This is a genomic window from Pseudomonas sp. RIT-PI-q (assembly GCF_001297125.1).
GTDB lineage: Bacteria > Pseudomonadota > Gammaproteobacteria > Pseudomonadales > Pseudomonadaceae > Aquipseudomonas.
Genome location: NZ_LHPC01000023.1, coordinates 34,086 through 53,455, shown reverse-complemented (window position 1 = coordinate 53,455; position 19,370 = coordinate 34,086). Strand labels below are relative to the sequence as shown.

The following is a 19,370-nucleotide window of genomic DNA, read 5'->3' as shown; positions in this document are numbered from 1 at the left end:
AAGCCATAACGCAATCCCTGTAGCAGCTGGCGAAGCCTGCGTTCGGCTGCGCAGCAGTCGTAAACCCTGTGCACGCGGTGTGCCTGACAAACCGCACAACCTGATTTCACGACTGCTGCGCAGCCGAACGCAGGCTTCGCCAGCTGCTACGGGGTAGGCGTTGAACCGGCAAGCTATGCCATAACGCAGATCCGTGTAGCAGCTGGCGCGGCCTGCGTTCGGCTCGGGCCGCGATCGGACGCAGCAGTCGTGAGTTCAGACGATGCGGTTTGTCGGAGAAACCGCGTAAGTGTTACGGCGGCTTAACTGCCAGGCATCAAGGTCATCGCCGCTTTTTTCTTGCCCACGACGTGATGGGTGCGCAGCAGGAAATGCGACAACGCCGGGATCAGGATCAGCGCCCCGAGCATGTTCCACAGGAACATGAAGGTCAGCAGGATGCCCATGTCCGCCTGGAACTTGATCGGCGACCAGACCCAGCACACCACACCCGCCGCCAGCGTAATCCCCACCAGGCCCACCACCCGACCGGTGAACGACACGGCGTTGCGGTACGCCTGCGTCAACGACAAACCCTGACGCTGGTATTGAAGCTGCACGCTGAGCAAGTACAGCGCGTAATCCACGCCAATCCCCACCCCCAAGGCGATCACCGGCAGGGTCGCGACTTTCACCCCAATCCCCATGGCCACCATCAACGCTTCACAGAGGATCGAGGTCAGCACCAGAGGCAGCAAGGCCACCAACGCCGCACGCCAGCTGCGGAAGGTGATCAGGCAAAACAGCGTGACCGCCGCGTAGACGTACAGCAGCATGGTCCGATTGGCCTCGCGCACTACGATGTTGGTCGCCGCCTCGATCCCGGCGGAACCGGCGGCCAGCAGAAACCGGCGATCATCGGTGCTGTTTTCCTGGGCGAACTTGTCGGCGATGGCCACCACCGCATCCAGGGTTTCGGCCTTGTGGTCCTTGAGGAAAGCGATCACCGGCATCACCGAACAATCGGTATTGAACAGCTCCGGGGAGTTGACCGAGGCTTGCTGCGCGGCATAGTTCAGCACGTTCTGGTTGCGCTGGATGCTGTTGAGCTTGGGATTACCTTCGTAGGTTCCAGCAGTAATCTGCCGCACCGCATTGACCAGCGACGCGGTGGCCTGCACCCCGGGATATTGTTGCAGCTCCCAGGCCAGGCGATCGGCGAGGATCAACGTCTGGTAATTCAGACAGCCCTCCGCCGGGGTCTTGATCATCACCGCGAACAGGTCGCTGGACAGCGCGTAATGCTGGGTGATGAAGGCGTTGTCACGGTTGTAGCGCGAGTCCGCACGCAACTCCGGGGCACCGCTGTCGAGGTCGCCGATTTTCAGGTGCAGGCTGACCATAAAGCCGCCGACGCCGAGCAAGGCTGCGACCAGGACGGCGGCGGTGGCCCACTTCGCTGTAGTGAAGCGATCGAGCCAGTCCCACAGTTTGCCGAAGCCTTTATACGCAGCCGTCCGCGTATCGATTTTCAGTGCGCGCTCGGCGGCTTTGGCGCCGACACCGACAAAGGACAGCGCCACCGGCATCAGCAACAACGAGGTGAAAATCAGCACCGCGACGCCGATGCTGGCGGTGATCGCCAGGTCCTGAATCACCGGGATGTCGATCAGCATCAGCACGGCGAAACCCACCGCATCGGCCAGCAGCGCGGTGACGCCAGCGATAAACAAACGGCGAAAGGTGTAGCGCGCCGCCACCTGTTTGTGGGTGCCACGGGCAATGTCCTGCATGATCCCGTTCATCTTCTGCGCCGCATGGGACACGCCGATGGCGAAGATCAGGAACGGCACCAATACCGAGTACGGATCGATGGCATAGCCCAGCCACGCAACGATCCCCAGTTGCCAGACCACCGCGATCAGCGAACAGCCGACCACCAACAGGGTGCTGCGCACACAACGGGTGTAGAGGTAGATGATGACCAGCGAAGTGACCACGGCCAGGCCGAAGAACATCATCACCTGAATCAAGCCGTCGATCAGGTCGCCGATCAGCTTGGCAAAACCGATCACCCGCACCTTGTAGTGGCCCTTGCCCTCTTCACCGGCCTTGCGCGCTGCGCTGCTACCTGCGTATTCGATCTTGTTGCGCAACTGCTCTTCGAGCATCCGCGAAAACTGATGGTAATTGATGCTCTGGCCCGTGGCCGAGGCTTTGTCCAGCAGCGGCACGATCAGCATGCTCGACTTGAAATCACTGGCGACCAGGCTGCCAACGATACCGGCACGGGTGATGTTCTGCCGCAGTTGTTCGATGTCCGATGGCGAACCCTGATAACTGTCGGGCATCACCGGGCCACCCTGAAAGCCTTCTTCGGTGACTTCGGTCCAGCGTACGGCGGGCGTCCACAGCGACTTCATCCAGGCGCGATCAACGCCTTCAGTGAGGAACAGTTCGTCGTTGACCTGCTTGAGTACGTTCAGGTACTCGGGGTCGAAGATGTCGCCCTGAGTGTTTTCCACCACCACCCGCACCGAGTTGCCCAGGCCGCGCAGCGACGCGCGGTTCTCAAGAAAGTTCTGAATGTACGGCTGGCTCTGCGGGATCATTTTTTCGAAGCTGGGGCGCAACTCCAGACGGGTTGCCGCCATAAAGCCGAGCACCAGCGTGGCCAGTGTCATGAGCACGATGAACAGCGGACGGTAGTTGAACACCAGCCGCTCCAGCCGGTTGCCGGAGCGCCGATCAAAGTCGCGCAGATCGCGGATCACCGGCATGTTGTCTTGCTTGGTATTGGCCATGTCTGATTACTCGCTCTTATTGTTCTGGCGCTTATTCTTTGCGAAGCGCACGTGCACCGCGACTACCCACCAGGATCAGCGAACCCTCGCTGGCCAGGGCGGCACCGGCTACCGGTGACGGGTTTTGTTGCGGCATCAGTTGCAATCGAGCGTTGTTGCTCTGATCGACCAGCATGTGCCCCGCCTGGGTGAACAACCGATAGTGACCTTGGGCATCAATCGCGGCGGCGGTGACACTGACTTGCAGGCCGCTATCGAACGGCTGCCAGCTCGATCCGCCATCGGTGCTGCGCAGCACGTTGCCACGCAGGCCGTAAACGACGACTTCGCCCGGCTTGCCAACGACACCGAAAAAACTGCCCTGATACGGCGTAGTCAGCGCGGCGAATCGCTGATGCGCGTCGTCCCATTTCAGCACCAGGCCTTGTTCGCCGACGATGTACAGCGCATCGCCGATCGAGGCGATGGCGTTCAAGTGAAAGTTCTGCGGGTTGTCGGTACGGTCCTGGAACGGCGTCCAGCTCTGGCCACCGTCCTCGGTGCGCAGGATCAGGTTGAACACGCCGACCACGTAACCGAGTTTGTCGTCGGCGAACCAGACGTCGAGCAAGGGTTTGTCGGCGCCCTCCTCGACCAGCCGCTGACCTTCGGCGACCCGCAACGGCCAATGTTCGTTGCCCGGTTCGGCAGTGGCCAGCGCCGAGTAATGCTTGACCAGCAAGTCGCCGATCTCGCGTCCGTCCAGTTGCTTTTTCCAGCTCACGCCGGCGTCGCTGCTGTGCAGCACCACACCGTCGTTGCCGACTGCCCAGCCTTGCTCGCGAGAAGAAAAGTACACCGCACTCAGGTCGCTGCTGACCGGAACGCTCGCCTGTTGCCATTGCTGGCCGGCATCATCGGAATAAAGAATGTGGCCGCGCTGCCCGACGGCAACCAGGCGCTGCCCGGCATTCGCGACGTCGAGCAAAGGACTGCGTACGGCCAAGGCACTGGGCTTGGCGGGCAGGTCCAGCACATCGACGTAATCGGACGCCTGGGTGATGCCCTGCGACAGGCCGAGCACAACGCCAAACGCCAGCTGCAGAATATTATTTTTATACGAACACATACTGCGTCCTCTTCGGAAAGCCGCGTCGAGGCACACTTGCGTGTGCCTGACGTGCAGGTCATGCCGCTGTAGGAGCGAGCTTGCTCGCGATGGTCGTGAATGATTACGCGTGCTGTCTGGATGCCCGCGTCGCCCTCTGGTCCATCGCGAGCAAGCTCGCTCCTACAGTGGATCGTGCGAGCGTTTGCTTGCGGTTGGCTTAGCGAACGCCGTTACCGGCCAGCGCGTCCGGCGACCACTGCGCCTTGGAAAGCGGCGCGATGTATTTGATGCCGCCGTAAGCGCCGGACAAACCGTTGATGTTGTACGTCCCGCCCACCAGGTCATAGATCACGTGCGGCGTGGTGTTGGGGGTCGTCACGTCGTAGCTTTGCGAGAGGAAGCTGAACGAACCGCGATACAGCTGGCCGCGTGCATCGTACTGGTCGGATGCCAGAGCGACCCAGCTGTCCTCATCCAGATAGAAGCGGCGCTTGGCGTAGACGTGACGGGCGCCAGCCTTGAGCGTGCCTTCCACCACCCACACCCGATGTTTTTCCCAGCGCACGAATTGCGGCGCAAGGTGGTTCGGTGTGGTCAAGGCTTTCGGGTCCTTGATGTAACTCAGCGCGTAGGTATTGTACGGCACGATCATTTCCTGCTTGCCGACCAGTTTCCAGTCGTAGCGATCCAGCGCACCGTTGAACACATAGACGTCGTCATAGGTGCCGGAACCGGCGGTGCCCGGGTTTGGCGTGTCGTAGGCCAGGGTCGGTGCCAGTTTCACCCGGCGCTGCCCCGGCAAGTACTGCCAGGCACGGCGCGCTTGCACCAGCGGGTTGGCCGCATCCTTGAGCATGATCGCCTCGCCCGCACGGCGCGCGGGTCCGGTGTAGAACAAGCGAGTCTGGAAGTAGGTGTCCTTGCCATCGATGACCTTGGTCGGGTCTTCGAAGATCGGAAACGAGTTGACGATCTCGCCACTGGTGGCCAGGTTTTGCGCGCCCGAGGCGTCGACGTTCCACGAGTCATACTTGGTCGAGTAAGCGACGCCCTGATAGCGCAGCAGGTGGTTCCACATGGCTTCGGCACCCGATTGCGGGATCGGGAACGGCACACCCGGCAGAACGTTGTCGATGGCGTTGCCACCTTCCAGCGACTTGGCGCCGGTGGCGTTTTTCAAGGTGTTATCCAGCACGCTTTGCGGCAGTGCCACACTGCGGTGCGTCGGGTAGACCTCAACGCGAAAAGTCGGAAAACGCTTGGCCAGTTCGACGGTGACGGCGGTCAGTTGGTCCTTGTACTGGGCAACGTTCTTGGCATCGATCACCAGCAGCGGTTTCTCGCTGGCGTAAGGGTCCGGGCGAAAGGTGTCACCGGCCTTGAAGCCCGCCGGCAGGCTGGTCAGCCCACCGGTGTAGGCCGGAATCGAGCCATCGGCATTGCCGGCTTTTTCGGCGCCGACGGCGGTGAGGTTACTGCCCAGTTTAGTGGCGTCTGCGGCTGGTACAGCAGCCTGGACCAGGCCGGCGAAGGCCAGCGCAACGGACGCAGTCAACAAATTGTGCATGCATTTCATTTTGTCGTTCTCCTGATTGTTTTTAAGCAATCGCGAATCAGAAAGTTGTCTTGAAAGTGGCCGTCACCATGCCGCGATCCTTGAGCTGGGCCGGAGTACCGCCGAAAGCGGTGGTTTGTCCTGGGGTGCAGTTGTATTGCCCGTTGGCGCCCGGTGCGGTGCCATCTCCGGGATTGCCAGCACTGCCTGGCGAATTGCAGGTATCGAATGGACCGAAGTTGTCCACGTACTTGAGGTCGAAGCGGTATTGGTTGCGTATGTCGAAGCCGACGCCGACCGAGTAGCTGCCGGAGTCTTCGTTACCGCCCAACTGCACGGCGGAGTTGCCATTGAGGCCGACGTTGTAGGTCATCGGCAGGTACATATCGACGCCGGGGAACACCTGATACCAGGTCGGGTTGAAGTTGACGCCGATGATGTAGTTGTCCTTGGTGACCTTGTCGGTCCCGTGATACCAGTCCTCGCCCTTGAACAGCTGCTTGTTGTCGGTCACCTTGAGCCAGCGGCTGTAGCCGAGTTCGACCAGCAACGAGGAACTGTCCCAGAACGGCGTGTCGCCAAAGGTGGTCAGGCCGTTGAGCACCGCATGCACGGTGTTGCCGCGGGCCACGCCGTCTTCGCCATTGAAGCTGCCGATGAAACCTGGCACGCCAGCGGCTGCAGCAGCCGGGCTGATGGTGCCTGCAACACTGGCCAGCGGCATGTTTTCGCGGTAGTTGAGGTCGAACCCGACGCTGACATCGCCGACGCTTTTCGACAGGCTGATGCCGTAGATATCGATGTCATCGACGTAGAACTGGTTGTAGCTGCCGATGTTGCCGGAGACCAGCTGCGCCGGGCCAACGGCGGTCGGCTGCAGTACCAGGTTGGGCAGGATGTCGGAGGTCTTGCGGTAGTAGACGCCGAGGGTGCCGTCCAGCCATTCCGGGCTCCACTTGGCCATCAAACCGAAGTCACCGTGCTTGTCCGGGGTGAAGGTGTGGCCATTGCTCAAGCGCAAAAACTGATTGGCACCGATTGCGCCAGGCGCACCGAAGAACGGATTGACGCCGCCAATCAGCGACAAGTTATGCCCGCCATTCTGGATGCCGTCGTTGAAGCCCAGATAGGTGCCGGATTCCGGCAGGCGCGAGGCGTCCCAATCGAGGAAGTATTGCGCGCCGAGGGTCAGTTCCGGGTTGACCGTGAAGCTCACCGACAGTTGGTTGCGCGGGATGAACAATTCCTTGGCTTCGGTGCCCGGCACCGCCAGCGCCTTGGAAATGTCCAGGCCGGACTGGCCGTAGCTGTTGCCGTGGGCAAAGGCCAGGACACTCTCGCCCCAATACTGGGTGTGCTTGCCGAGCTTGGCGCTGAGGATCGACTCTTCGCCGACTTCGGTGCTGCCGAAGACAAAGGCGTCGAGGATTTCCGCCGACGGGCCGTTGTAGTAGCGATCGGCATAACCGCTGATATGGCGTGAGTCGGGCACCCCGTGATTGAGCTGGTTGGTCGCCGAATTATCGCTGCCGACATTGTCATAGGCATGGTCGTACCAGCTGTTGGCGCTGACACGAAAACCGGCCTTCTTCTGGTAGTTCACATCCAGCTCGGACAGCACATCCAGACGCTGGGACACCGCACTGCCCGAAGAGAAGTTGCGGTTACCGTCGTTGTTGTTCCAGGCATTGGCCAACTTGCTGTTAGGGCTTTCAACCCGCTGGGCATAGTTGAACTTGAAGGTGTTGTCGAAACGCACCGCCCAGTCTTCATTTCCGGTGTTGATTTCAAAGGCATGCGCCGCTGGCAGCGCAGCGACGAACAGTGCCGAGGCCAACAGCGCCGGCTCCCATACACTCACACCCGATTGTTTGTTTAGTCGCATACATTGGCTCCGGTTTTTTTTGTTGTTGTTTTAGTGTTTATAAAAAAGACAGCTGGCCACCCGATCCGGGCGCGACAGTGCTCACCACTCTTATCCCCATCAGGGGAGCGTTCGATTCATTCAACGTGACCCGATCAATACCGCCGAAGTCGGTATTGAACGACCTGACTCAACTACCGAGTCGTATCAACAGCAACACCAGCCCCAGCAAGAACACGGTTTCACCGACCATCAACAGAATGGGTTTAAGCCCCACCGTCGCCAGTTCCTTCAACTGGATTTTCATTCCCAGCGCACTGATCGCGACGACCAGGCACCAGCTCGACAATTGGTTGCCGAGGCTTTGCACCGCCGAAGGCACCCAGCCAAAACTGCTGACCGTGGCGAGCGCAATGAACGCCACCGCAAACCACGGCAACAACGGTGGTCGCTCACCGGTGCCCTGCCCGCCCTGGGAGCGGGTGATCAACACCGCACTGACGATCACCGGCAGCAGCATGGCAATCCGCATCAGTTTCACCACCGTGGCGGTGTCGCCAATGTCATGCGACATGCTGTAACCGGCACCGACCACCTGAGCGACGTCATGGATGGTGGCGCCGAGAAACACCCCGGCTTGCAACGGATCCAGACCGAGGGCCCGGGCAATCACCGGATAAACAATCATCGCCAGGGTCGACAAAGCGGACACGCCAATCACCGTGAACAGCGTCGCGCGCTCCTTGGCATGATGAGCCGGCAGCGCCGCCGCCAACGCCAGGGCCGCAGACGCGCCGCAAATCGCCGTGGCACCACCGGACAACAGACCGAACAGCGCATTGAAGCCCATGGCCCGCGCCGCCAACATCGACACCACGATGGTGACCACCACCGACACCACAACAATCAACACCGGGTGCCAGCCGAGCGCCGCGATCTGCTCCAGGGAAATGCGCAAACCCAGCAATGCAACGCCGACACGCAACACTTCGCGAGCGCTGAAATCGATGCCCGACTTGCTCGGTCCCGCCGCCAGAAAATTCATGGCCATGCCGAGCAAGAGTGCCAACAGCATCACCGGCGCCTGGTACTGATCGGCCAGGAACCGCGCCGCAATGGCGACGACGATGCTAGCGAGGACGCCCGGCAGGTGCTGGCTGACAACCGACTGAAACTGAATGACGGCGGACCTGGACATACGCTAAACCTTGATTCCCATGGCCGGCATCGCACGCGTGCTTTCACGCTTGAGACGCGCCGCTACATAAAAGAAAAATCCACCGAGCACCAGCGCAAGGATGTCGCTGACCAGCAACACATGGGTCAGCGGCGAGGCCACACCGGTAGCCGTCAACGCATCACTGATCGATCCCACGACAAACGTACCGAGCGCCACCGAAAACAGGTTCAGCAGGAGCATCGAGCAGCCCATCACCGTCGAACGCATGCGCACCGGGACGGCACCCTGAATCGCGGTGGTCGCAGAACCGTAAAGCGACATCAACATGAAAATGCCGACCGCCATGCCGACGTAGAACAGCGGCGAGTCCGTCGGCACCAGGCGATAAGCAACCATGAACGGCGCGCACACCAGCATCAGCAACACCAGCACGCTGGCATGGCCGCCCTTGAAACGCGGGGCCAGGCGATCGCTCAAAACACCGCCGGCCAGTGCACCCAACGAGCCGAAAACAATCTGCATGACGCCCATGGTCGTGGCGATCGTCGCCGGGTCCATGCCCCGCTCGCGGGCAATCCACAGTTGCGCGAACGAAATGCCCGGATAGACCAGATGCGCCAGCACAAAACCGGCGACGGTGTAGCGCACGACACGGTTGCTGCGCAGTTCAGCGAACACTGCCGCCATCTGCTGCTTGAGCGGGGTTGCGCGCTCCTGCGCCGCGTGGTTGCTGCGTTTGTCGCTCATAAACAGCAACGGCAGGCCGATGACAATCCCGGCAATCCCCAGCACATGGAACGTGGTGCGCCAGCCGTGGGCAGCCCCAAGCGTGCCGGCCAACAAAAAGCTGCAACCAATGCCCAACGGAATGCTCAGGTAGAACAGCCCCATTGCCGTGCCCCGGCGTTTTTCCGAGAACAGTTCCATCAACAATGCCGTCGCGGCAGGCACCAACGCCGCTTCACCGGTGGCCACCAGAAAACGCGCCGCGACCATTTGTTCGAAGCTCTGCACATAGCCGGAGGCAATCGTGCAAACGCCCCAGATCAGCATGCCGGCGCCGATCACCCGTGGCCGGCTGTGACGATCGGCCAGCGCGCCAAGAAACACCGCCATCACGCCGTAGCTCAGCACCCAGACCGCGCCGACCAAAAAGCCGTACTGCGCGTTATTGATCGCCAGTCCGCCGGTGATTTGCGGCGCGAAACCCAGCAGAATATTGCGGTCCACCTGGGCCAACAGGCGAATCACCATCAACGTTGCCAACACGGCGCAAGGACTCTTTTTCCAGAACATCGTCTGTACCTTTGAGTTGTTGTTATGAAGGTAAGGCCGGATGCCGCTCGTCCTGCCAGGACTAGCGCATGGTCCGCCGCTTCGGCCCAAGGGAAAGTGCGGTGAGGCGATACGCGTCACCCACCCAGTTGCACAGCAGCGGACGGGTACTGTCCGGCTCGATCACGTCGATCACGCCAAAGCGCTCGGCCGTCCGCAGCGGTGAAGCCAGGGCCTGGTAATGCGCCTCGATCTCCTTGCGTCGCGCCAGCGGATCGTCCGCTGCGGCGATTTCCTGCTTGTAGGCGGCCGCGACACCGCCCTCGATCGGGATCGAGCCCCATTGCGCCGAAGGCCAGGCAAACCGGTGCGGCAAAGCGGTGCCCGTCGGGCCATGCCAAGGGCTGACCATCGCACCGGCGAGACCAACACAGCGGCGCAGCACGATGGTGATCACCGGCACGCTCGCTTGCTCGATGGCGTGCACCGCCTGCATGGCCGCGACCAGCGTGCCTTGCATCTCGGCTTCCTGGCCGGTCATCACGCCGGGCTGATCGACGAGGTAGATAATCGGCAAGTGAAAGGTGTCGCACAGGTCGATGAAGCGGGTTTGCTTGAGCGCCGCCGCGCGGGTCAGCGCGCCGCCGCCGACGCGGGGGTTGTTGCAAATAATGCCCACCGAGTAGCCATTGAGACGTGCAAACGCGGTGATGGTCGACGCACCAAAATCCGGGGACATCTCGAACAGACTGTCGTTGTCGACCAGCGACTTGATGATCTTGTGCGGGTTGAAAATCTTCCGTCGGTCATGCGGAATCGCATCGTTGAGCCAGGCGTCGCGGCGACCGGGCGTGTCGGTCGGCGTCACACGCGGTGGCTGCTCCCAGACATTGCCCGGCAGATACGACAAGAAGCGCTTGGCCAGCTCCAGCGCCTCGGCGTCGCTGTTGGCGGCAAGGTTGATCATGCCGCTGTGACGATGAACCTGGTCGTAACCGCCCAGATCGTTCTTGTCGATATCGATGCCGAACGCCTGCTTGACCACCGGAGGGCCGGCGGCAAATACCTGGCTTTGGCCACGCACCATGATCGACAGATGCGAGGCGGCGACGCGCAACGCACCCAGCCCCGCACAGGCACCGTGTGCGATGCCGACAACCGGCACGGCACCCAACAGGTTGGTAATCGGCAGCAGCGCATAACCCGGAATCTTGGTGTGACCGAGCTTGTCGAGCAGCTTCACACTGCCGCCCGCGCTGTCGATCATGCGGATGATCGGCAGCTTGTATTCCCAGGCATAGCGATCGGCGTAGATCCACTTTTCCGCGACCGCCGCCTCCGACGAACCACCGCGAATGGTGAAATCATCCGCCGCGACCACGGTGCGTCGCTGCTCGATCTGGCCCACGCCAACCACCGCCGTACTTGGCGTGGCTGAAGCGATCTTGCCCTCGACCGTGTATTTCACGGCACCGGCCAGCACGCCGAACTCCTCGAAGCTTTCGCCATCGAGCAGGTGACCGATGCGTTCACGCGCCGTGAGCTTGCCCTGGGCATGATGCTTTTCCACCGCTTCCGGGCCACCCAATGCATAGGCAACTTCGCGGCGAGCGCGGATATCGGCGAGTTCCAGCGACCATTCAGGGGCGACAGGCGTGCTCATGATGATGTCCTCTCCAGGCGCGCGAGATAGTCATCGCGCAGAATGTTTTTCACCACCTTGCCGGCGTTGTTGCGCGGCAGGGCGTCGACGAACTCAATCAGGCGCGGCTTCTTGTAGCCGGCGATCAATGCCGCGCAATGCGTACCGAGTGCTTCGGTGTCGAGCGTGGCGCCTTCACGCCGGACTACAAACGCGGCGATCCGCTCACCCCACTCCGCATCGGGCAAACCCAGCACCGCGACTTCGAGCACGTGCGGATGGCTTTCCAGTGCATCCTCGACTTCCCGTGCGTAGACGTTGAAGCCGCCGGAAATGATCATGTCCTTGTTGCGCCCGACGATATAAAGGAAGCCCTGCTCGTCGATGTAGCCAAGATCCCCGGAGTAGTACCAGCCTTCACGAATCACCTCGGCTTCGAGATCGGGACGGCGCCAGAAAGACACTTCGCCGATCCCGACACTCTCGATGGCGATTTCGCCGATTTCCCCGGCGGGCAGCGCCTCGCCATCGATATTGCGCACGCTGATCACCACGTTGGCGGTCGGCTTGCCGCAGGAACGCAGCACGCCGTCCTCTGCGTGTTCGTGCGGATAGAGCACCGCCAGCGGCTGCACGGCCTCGGTCATTCCGTACTGCTGGCGCAGCACCGGACCGAAGCGCGCGATGGCTCGGCGGATCAGGTCAACCGAGGTCGGCGCGGTCCCGTAATGGATGCACTTGAGCGACGACAGATCGGCTTTGACGCCGCTGTCGAGGGTGTCGAGCAAACGCGTGAGCATGGTCGGCACGCACATCATTTGCGTGATGCGCTGGCGCTCGATGTGCTGCAGCGTCTCGACAGGCTCGAACTTCTCCAGGATCACGTTGCGCGCACCGCGCAGGTAGCACGGCAACAGGTGCACGCCGGCGGCATGGGTCAAGGGGCCGACGTGCAGCATCGCGTCCGTCACGCCAAGGCTGTATTCCATGGCGTAGAAATGGTTGGTCAGGCGTTCGTACCAGCGCTTGACGGTATAGGTGACACCCTTGGGTTTGCCGGTCGTGCCCGAGGTATAGGCGATACGCAACAACGCCTCCGGCGACACCTGGACATTGGGCGCAGTGGCCGGCATCGAGCCGAGCAGTTGACGGTAATCCAGCACCTGCGGGGCCTGCCAATCCAGCGCCAGGACATAGCGCAGACTCGGGACTCGATCAAGCACACCCAAGCCGATTTCACGGAATTCCGGCCCCACCACCAGCAGGCTCGCACCCGAGTCGTCGAGGATCGCTATCTGCTCGGCCAAGGTGTGCCGGGCGTTCAGGGCGACGTACACCAGACCGGCCTTTTCGGCAGCGAAAACGCTCTCGATTGCTTCCGGTGAATTGTTGAGCAGCACGGCGATGCGCTCCCCGACCTGCATCCCAAGGTAAATCAGAGCGTGGGCCAGGCGATTACTGCCGGCCTCAACCTCGTCATACGTCAGGCCGTTGTCGCCGAAGATCAGGGCGGTGCGGCCACGGTGTTGCCGGGCTGCCCAACTGAGCATGAGTCCTGCGGTGCGTTTTTTTGTCATGATATTTTGTCTTATTGTCGACAATTTGACACAGCACTCGGGAGTGTTGTGCCCCCGTGTGGATTATTCCAGGTGATTCAATGCGGCTTGATGGGAAGCGTTGATCAGCTCAACCATCAGGTTTCCGGCGACCGTGCTGCTGTTCTGCCGGAGTGCTTCGACCAGCTCGCGCCAATAGACGGCGGACGCCTGGCGGCGCTCTGGCGAACGCAAACCCAACCGGGTGTAGCGTGCGGTCTGGATACCCAGCGCGCCCATGAGTTCTGCCAGCTGCTTGTTACCGCAGGACTGGAACAACAACGTGCTCAAGCGATAACTGCCCTGGGCATATTCATCCAGTGCATCCGCTTGCGCTGCGATCAGCTCAAGCCGGGTAACGATGGCATCCATTTGATTGACGACAGACGCATCGAGATCAACCAGGTACTTGGCCAGCAAACCGGCCAGCACCGCGCGGATCTCGAACAGGTTGTCGATTTCCTGCTTGCTCAATGAAGTCACATGCGCGCCACGTTGCGGCACGATGGTCACGACGCCGACCTTCTCGAGAATGCGCAGGGCTTCACGGATCGGACCACGGCTGACCTGGAAGTGGTCGGCCAGTTCCTGCTCACGCACGGAATCACCCGGCCCGTATTCACCGCGCAGAATCGCCAGCGTAATGCTCTCGGCGATTTGCTCCGGCATCGTCAGCACGCGCTGGCGACCGGCCCGCATCACACCTATTGCACTACCGCCCTTGGCGGCCGACGCCGAACCTGCATTCATTGACATAGACTTCAATCGCACTCCATCAGCAAAACATCCTGGCCATCTTTGACCACGTCGCCCTCGGCAATGAGGACGCTCACTATTCGACCCGATTCCAGTGCCATCAACGGGATTTCCATTTTCATGGACTCCATGATGATCAACGTCTGATCTTCTTCAACGACATCGCCTTCACGCACATGGATCTGCCATACCGTGCCGGCGACATCCGATTTAACCGCGATTGTACTCATTCTCGCCCCCTCCAAAACACAACTGTTTTCTTAAATCGCCGGGCCTTTGGCCGCTGCGGACTACGCTTTTTCTATCAAGTACCGCGCAATCGCCCTGGGTGATGGTCAGCACATTACTCGATTGTACGATTGTTGACAATCCTACGTTTCGATGTTTTTATCCGTCCAGGCAATTCGAACAACAAGAGGCCGAGGCATGTCGCTCACACACAAAGAAGCACGAAGAATCCTGGAGATACTGGATCACACGACGCACCTGGACTTCCTTGAAGTACGCGTCGGTGACACTACGCTGACGGCCAGTAAGTCAGGCTCGATTCAACGGTCGGAGCCTGCTCAAGGGCGCGCCGCACCCGCAACAGCCGCGCCATCACAACCCGCAGTGACAGCGACCCGCGAACCTGAAATCGCCGAAGGTCAGGTCGCTGTGCGAGCGACCATGATGGGCACCTTCTATCGCAAACCCAGCCCGGACCAACCGTCCTTTGTCGAAGAAAACACCCTGGTGGAAGCCGGTGCACCGCTGTGCCTGGTCGAGGCCATGAAACTCTTCAACACCCTCGCCTCCCCGGTGAAAGGTCGTGTGGTACGGATCGTCGCCCAGGACCTGCAGATGGTGCAGCGCGACCAGATTTTGATGATTATTGAACCGGAGGCACGCTGATGAGCAGCATTCCCGTGGCAACCCGTGACATTCGCCGGGTGCTGATCGCCAACCGTGGCGAAATCGCCGTGCGCATCGTGCGCGCCTGCAAAACCCTGGGCATTGAATCGGTGGCTGCCGTCTCAGAAGCCGACATCGACAGCCTCGCCGCACGCCTCGCCGACCAGTACGTGATCATCGGCCCAGCGCCAGCGGCGCAAAGTTATCTGTGCGCCGATCTGCTCGTGAAAACAGCCCTGGAACACCGTTGCGACGCCATCCATCCGGGTTATGGCTTCCTTTCCGAGCGCTCGCATTTTGCTCAAGCCTGTGAAGACGCCGGCATCGTGTTCATCGGCCCCTCGGCTGACATCATTGATTCGATGGGCGATAAAATCACCGCCGTCGGTCTGGCCGAAAAAGCCGAAGTACCGCGTGTCCCAGGCTCGGATGCCGTGGCCGATGCCGACACCGCGCGCACCATCGCCAGCGAAATCGGCTACCCGGTGCTGTTCAAGGCGACGGCCGGTGGCGGCGGGCGCGGCATGCGCATCGTGCGCAGCGATGAAGAAGCCGAGGCGGCTTTCCGCTCCGCTTCGTCGGAAGCGCAAGCGGCCTTTGGTGATCCGACCTTGTACGTCGAGAAGTTCATCGAACTGGCACGCCACATCGAAATCCAGATCATGGGCGACCGTCACGGCAACGTGGTGCACCTGGGCGAGCGCGAGTGTTCGACGCAACGCCGTCACCAGAAGCTGATCGAAGAAGCGCCCTCTCCCAGCCTCGCAGCACAAACCCGTGAACAAATGGGCGAATGCGCCGTACGTCTGGCGAAAAATGTCGGCTACTTTGGCGCGGGTACGATCGAGTTCGTGGTCGATGATCGCGACGGCAAATTCTATTTTCTGGAAATGAACACGCGAATCCAGGTCGAGCACCCGGTGACGGAAATGATCACCGGTTTCGACCTGGTCGCCGAGCAGATTCGCATTGCTGCCGGCCTGCCACTGTCGTTCAGTCAGGCCGACGTCAAACTTCGCGGCCATGCCATCGAATGCCGGATCAACGCTGAAGACCCGGATCGCAACTTCCTGCCAAGTCCGGGATTGGTCAGCGAATGGCTGCCCCCCAAAGGCAAAGGCATCCGCGTCGATACCCACTGCTACAGCGGCGCCACCGTGCCGCCTTTTTATGATTCCCTGCTTGCCAAATTGATCGTGCACGCACCGACGCGCAGCGAGGCAATCGTACTGATGCGCAAGGCGCTGGAGGACATGAAAGTCGTGGGCCTGTCGACCACGGCCTGCTTCCACCATGCCGTGCTCGATCACCCGGATTTCGTCGCTGGCCTCGTCACCACACGCTGGGTTGAAGACGTCTTCGTACCGGCTCGCAAACAGGCTTTGAAACAAGCCAAGGAGCGCGCATGAGCATGACAACAGTGGTCGATGTCAGCCTGAGCGACGGTCAGACCGCCGTGTGGGGCGGTGCCGCCAGTACCGCGATGCTGCTGGGGACGATGAACGCGCTTGGGCACGCTCGGCTTGGGGCCATCGAAGTCTTGAGCCCCGCCGTGATCGCGCAATGCATCAGCCGGGACGAAAACCCGCTGCAACGGATCGCCGCGTTGCGCGAGCGCGCCAACGGCACGCCGCTGCGCGCCACCGTCAACCTGCTGCCCGCCCATGGCCATCTCGACGTGCTCGCCGGCGAAGCGCTGGACACCTGGTTGCGACTGCTGGCGAAGGCCGGCATCAGCGAGGTCGTTCTGATTGATCCGCTGCTGGATCTTTCGCGCCTGGGCAACGCCGTGCAGAAAGCGCAAGCCAACGGCTTGACGGTCATCGCCGCCCTGCCCTACGTGGACGATCCCGAGCATTGCGACGCGTATTATTCGGCGTGTGCCGCACGGCTGGTCCTGACCGGCGCACAGCGCATCATGCTGCGCGATGAAGCCGGCCTTCTGCATGTCGACCGCCTGCCCGGCTTGCTTTCGGCCCTGCGCAGTGGCGTGGATGGTAAACCGCTGGACCTGCACACACGCTGCCACACCGGACTCGGCCCGCAAGTGGCGCTGGAGGCGATTCGACTCGGCATCGACCGTCTCGATGCCGCGCTGCCCGGTGTGGCCAACGGCGCATCGACGCCTTCGCTGGCCCTGTTGATTCGCTCGGCGGCGTTGCTCGACCTGCCGCTGCAATCAGCGGATCAGGACCGTATCAAGGAAGCCCAGGCGCAGCTCGCTGCCATCGCGGATCAGGAAGGGTTTGCCGAGAGCCAGCCTTGGGCATTCGACCTGGCCCCGTACGAACATCAGTTGCCTGGGGAAATCGCCACTGAAGCCATGCACGCGTTGCGCGAACGCGGGCGCCTGGCCGACCTGTTCGAGTTTGCCCGCGAGTCCCCGCGCATCCGCCGGGACCGCGGCCGCCCGCCGATGCTGCCACCTTTCGCCCAGGCGATTGCGCGACAGGCACTTGAACATCTCGATGGCGGCGCACGTTTTGCGACGTTGCAGCCCGCACTGCGGCGCTGGTTGCAAGGCTGCTATGGCCCGATCGATACGTCGCTGACCAGCGTGCAATACCGCATCGGCGCTGTCGCGAACCCTGGTCGTCCGGCCAGCTTGCCCGCCGCCGAAAACGCGCTGGCGGCGTTGGTCTGCGGCTGCCCTGCGCTGCCGCCGTTGCAAAAACTTCATTATGAGGTTCGCACCCCCGAGCAGGCCCTGACCCACGGGCTGCTGCAACGCTGGCCCGACTACACCGTATTGAGTGTCACAGGCCCCGGCCTGTCCATCCATCTCGAACACTGCAAGGGGTGACATGTGCTGAATCAACTACGTGAAAAAGTGAACGCGGAGTTCGCCCGCACCGGCAAACGTCGCCGTATCCAGCTGGTCGATGCCACCCTGCGCGATGCGCACCAGTGCCTGTGGGCAACCCGCATGCGCACCGAGCACATGCTGCCGATGGCCGAACGCCTGGATGCCTTGGGATTTGATGCGATAGAAGCCATTGCGCTGGTGCAGTTCGACGCCAGTGTGCTGTTCCTCAATCAGAGCCCGCTGGAGCGGTTGCGCCTGCTGTCCGAGCGCATCCGTCGCACGCCGCTGCGTGGCATCGTGCGCAGTAACATGCTGCGCAGCTTCTACCCCGAGCCGGACGACCTCAGCGAGTTGTACGTCGAACGTCTGGTCGCCAATGGTGCGCGGGATATCGGCTTCCTCGACTCCCTGCATTGCTGGGATAACCTGGTGCCGGCAATCACTACGGCCAAGCGCCTCGGCGCCACCACCAACCTCGCGATGATTTACAACCTGGCCCCAGGCTACGACGCGCCGTTCTACGCCGCCAAGGCGCGCGAGGCCATCGAACGCTTCGACATTGACGCCTTTACCTTCGGCGACGCCGGCGGCAGCCTTACCGTGGAGCAGGTACGCAGCATTGTGCCGGCGATCAAGGCGGTGATCGGTGATCGACCGCTCGAAGTGCTCACTCACTGCCTGAACGCAACCGGTTCACTGGTGGCGCTGGAAGCAGCCGTGCACGGTGCCGACCGTTTGCTGTGTTCAATCGATCCGCTGGCCAACGGCAATGCCGGGCCGTCGGCACAGATGCTGGCGCGCAACCTGCGCGAGATCGGTTTCGAGGTCAGTTTCGATGACCGCGCGGCTGATGAGGTCGGCGATTACCTCGCCGGAATCGCCGAAGAGAACGGCTTCCCCGTGGGTGTCCCGGCGGAATACGACCCGGCTCACTTCGTCACCCAATACGCCGGCGGCGCCATGTCCAATCTGCAATCGCAGCTACAGCTGGCGGGCATCGCCGACAAGCTGCCGGTGGTGCTCGAGGAGATCGGCCGCATCCGCGTGGAACTGGGCTCGCCCGTGATGGCCACGCCGTTCCCCGCGATGATCGCTGCGCAAGCGGTGATGAACGTACTCAGCGGCGAGCGTTACAAGGTGGTGCCGGATGAGGTGAAAAAGTACGTGTGCGGCTATTTCGGCGCCCTGCCGCTGCCGGTCGATCCCGACGTCAAGGATCGCGTACTGGCCAACGGGTCGCGTGAGATCGCGATTGAACCACCGGTGCTGGCGCCAAGAGTGCCTGAGTTGCGTCGCCGCTATCCCGGCCTGTCGGATGATGAACTGCTGCTGCGCGCGATGTACGGCGATGAAAAAATCACCGGGCTGGTTCCGACGGTGGTCGACGATACGTTCAGTGTGCGTCGTCCGCTGAGTGAACTCATCGCCGGCCTGGCCAGGCTCCCGGAACAACGCCATGTGCATATCGCCACGGCCGGTTTTGAATTGCGTACTCGCTGAGGCTGCCATGTCGACTCCCCTCTTTGCACGGCCACTGCCGCAACCCACTGCTGAAACGGCCGCCTATTGGGCGGCCGCCCAGCAGCAACGACTGGTGATCCAGCGCTGCAGCAGCTGCGGTCACTGCCAGTTTTACCCACGGGCGTTTTGCATTGGCTGCCTGTCCGACAGCATTGAATGGGTCAATGCCAGCGGTCATGGGCGCATCTACACCTACACGGTCTGCCGGATCGCGCCCTCCCCGGCCTTCGAGTCGCGGCTGCCTTATGTCGTCGCGCTGATCGACCTCGATGAAGGTGTGCGTCTGGTAGCCAACATTCTGGATGTCGACCTTGAGAGCGTCGCCATCGGCGCCCGCGTCAGCGTCTGTTTCGAGTCCGTCAGCGAGTCTTGCACGCTGCCCCAGTTCACTCTTTTGGATTAGCCGCCA

15 protein-coding genes are annotated in these 19,370 nt (G+C 61.6%); 5 read left to right on the top strand and 10 right to left on the bottom strand.

The window, feature by feature from the left end; translation table 11 throughout:
* Window positions 1-302: 302 nt before the first annotated feature.
* From AEQ67_RS09150 to AEQ67_RS09105, 10 genes are all read right to left on the bottom strand, one after another.
* On the bottom strand, window positions 303-2,783 hold the full coding sequence (locus AEQ67_RS09150; protein WP_059403560.1) for an efflux RND transporter permease subunit: 2,481 nt from the start codon (window positions 2,781-2,783) through the stop codon (window positions 303-305).
* A 31-nt stretch (window positions 2,784-2,814) separates the two neighbouring features.
* Window positions 2,815-3,891, bottom strand: a complete 1,077-nt coding sequence (locus AEQ67_RS09145) for a WD40/YVTN/BNR-like repeat-containing protein (RefSeq protein WP_059403559.1) — start codon at window positions 3,889-3,891, stop codon at window positions 2,815-2,817.
* Window positions 3,892-4,090: 199 nt separating this feature from the next.
* Window positions 4,091-5,449 (bottom strand): DUF1329 domain-containing protein, encoded by a 1,359-nt coding sequence (locus tag AEQ67_RS09140; RefSeq protein ID WP_059403558.1) that lies wholly within the window; start codon window positions 5,447-5,449, stop codon window positions 4,091-4,093.
* A 37-nt stretch (window positions 5,450-5,486) separates the two neighbouring features.
* The gene (locus tag AEQ67_RS09135) at window positions 5,487-7,313 is read right to left on the bottom strand and encodes a DUF1302 domain-containing protein (protein WP_059403557.1); all 1,827 of its coding nucleotides are present in this window, start codon (window positions 7,311-7,313) and stop codon (window positions 5,487-5,489) included.
* Between the two features lie 169 nt (window positions 7,314-7,482).
* The gene (locus AEQ67_RS09130) at window positions 7,483-8,490 is read right to left on the bottom strand and encodes a YeiH family protein (RefSeq protein ID WP_059403556.1); all 1,008 of its coding nucleotides are present in this window, start codon (window positions 8,488-8,490) and stop codon (window positions 7,483-7,485) included.
* Between the two features lie 3 nt (window positions 8,491-8,493).
* Complete coding sequence (locus AEQ67_RS09125) at window positions 8,494-9,768, bottom strand: spinster family MFS transporter (protein WP_059403555.1); 1,275 nt, start codon at window positions 9,766-9,768, stop codon at window positions 8,494-8,496.
* A gap of 61 nt (window positions 9,769-9,829) precedes the next feature.
* The gene (locus AEQ67_RS09120; protein WP_063854424.1) at window positions 9,830-11,410 is read right to left on the bottom strand and encodes an acyl-CoA carboxylase subunit beta; all 1,581 of its coding nucleotides are present in this window, start codon (window positions 11,408-11,410) and stop codon (window positions 9,830-9,832) included.
* Window positions 11,407-12,966, bottom strand: a complete 1,560-nt coding sequence (locus AEQ67_RS09115) for a class I adenylate-forming enzyme family protein (protein WP_082377800.1) — start codon at window positions 12,964-12,966, stop codon at window positions 11,407-11,409. The genes AEQ67_RS09120 and AEQ67_RS09115 overlap by 4 nt, the downstream gene beginning before the upstream one ends.
* Window positions 12,967-13,029: 63 nt before the next feature.
* Window positions 13,030-13,740 (bottom strand): GntR family transcriptional regulator, encoded by a 711-nt coding sequence (locus tag AEQ67_RS09110; RefSeq protein ID WP_082377799.1) that lies wholly within the window; start codon window positions 13,738-13,740, stop codon window positions 13,030-13,032.
* A gap of 5 nt (window positions 13,741-13,745) precedes the next feature.
* Window positions 13,746-13,970, bottom strand: a complete 225-nt coding sequence (locus AEQ67_RS09105) for an acetyl-CoA carboxylase biotin carboxyl carrier protein subunit (RefSeq protein ID WP_059403552.1) — start codon at window positions 13,968-13,970, stop codon at window positions 13,746-13,748.
* A gap of 196 nt (window positions 13,971-14,166) precedes the next feature.
* Between AEQ67_RS09105 and AEQ67_RS33640 the strand changes: the two genes are divergently transcribed.
* From AEQ67_RS33640 to AEQ67_RS09080, 5 genes are read left to right on the top strand one after another with little or no spacing between them, the layout of a single operon-like run.
* Entirely contained in the window at window positions 14,167-14,634 is a 468-nt protein-coding gene (locus AEQ67_RS33640; RefSeq protein WP_161807463.1) for an acetyl-CoA carboxylase biotin carboxyl carrier protein, read from the top strand.
* Window positions 14,634-16,043: an acetyl-CoA carboxylase biotin carboxylase subunit gene (gene accC / locus AEQ67_RS09095; protein ID WP_059403550.1), complete on the top strand. Its 1,410-nt coding sequence runs from the start codon at window positions 14,634-14,636 to the stop codon at window positions 16,041-16,043. Before AEQ67_RS33640 ends, accC begins: the two co-directional genes overlap by 1 nt.
* Window positions 16,040-17,437, top strand: a complete 1,398-nt coding sequence (locus AEQ67_RS09090; protein ID WP_059403549.1) for a hypothetical protein — start codon at window positions 16,040-16,042, stop codon at window positions 17,435-17,437. Before accC ends, AEQ67_RS09090 begins: the two co-directional genes overlap by 4 nt.
* A 3-nt stretch (window positions 17,438-17,440) precedes the next feature.
* Complete coding sequence (locus tag AEQ67_RS09085; protein WP_059403548.1) at window positions 17,441-18,940, top strand: hypothetical protein; 1,500 nt, start codon at window positions 17,441-17,443, stop codon at window positions 18,938-18,940.
* 7 nt (window positions 18,941-18,947) lie between these two features.
* Window positions 18,948-19,364, top strand: a complete 417-nt coding sequence (locus tag AEQ67_RS09080; protein ID WP_059403547.1) for a Zn-ribbon domain-containing OB-fold protein — start codon at window positions 18,948-18,950, stop codon at window positions 19,362-19,364.
* Window positions 19,365-19,370 lie beyond the last annotated feature (6 nt).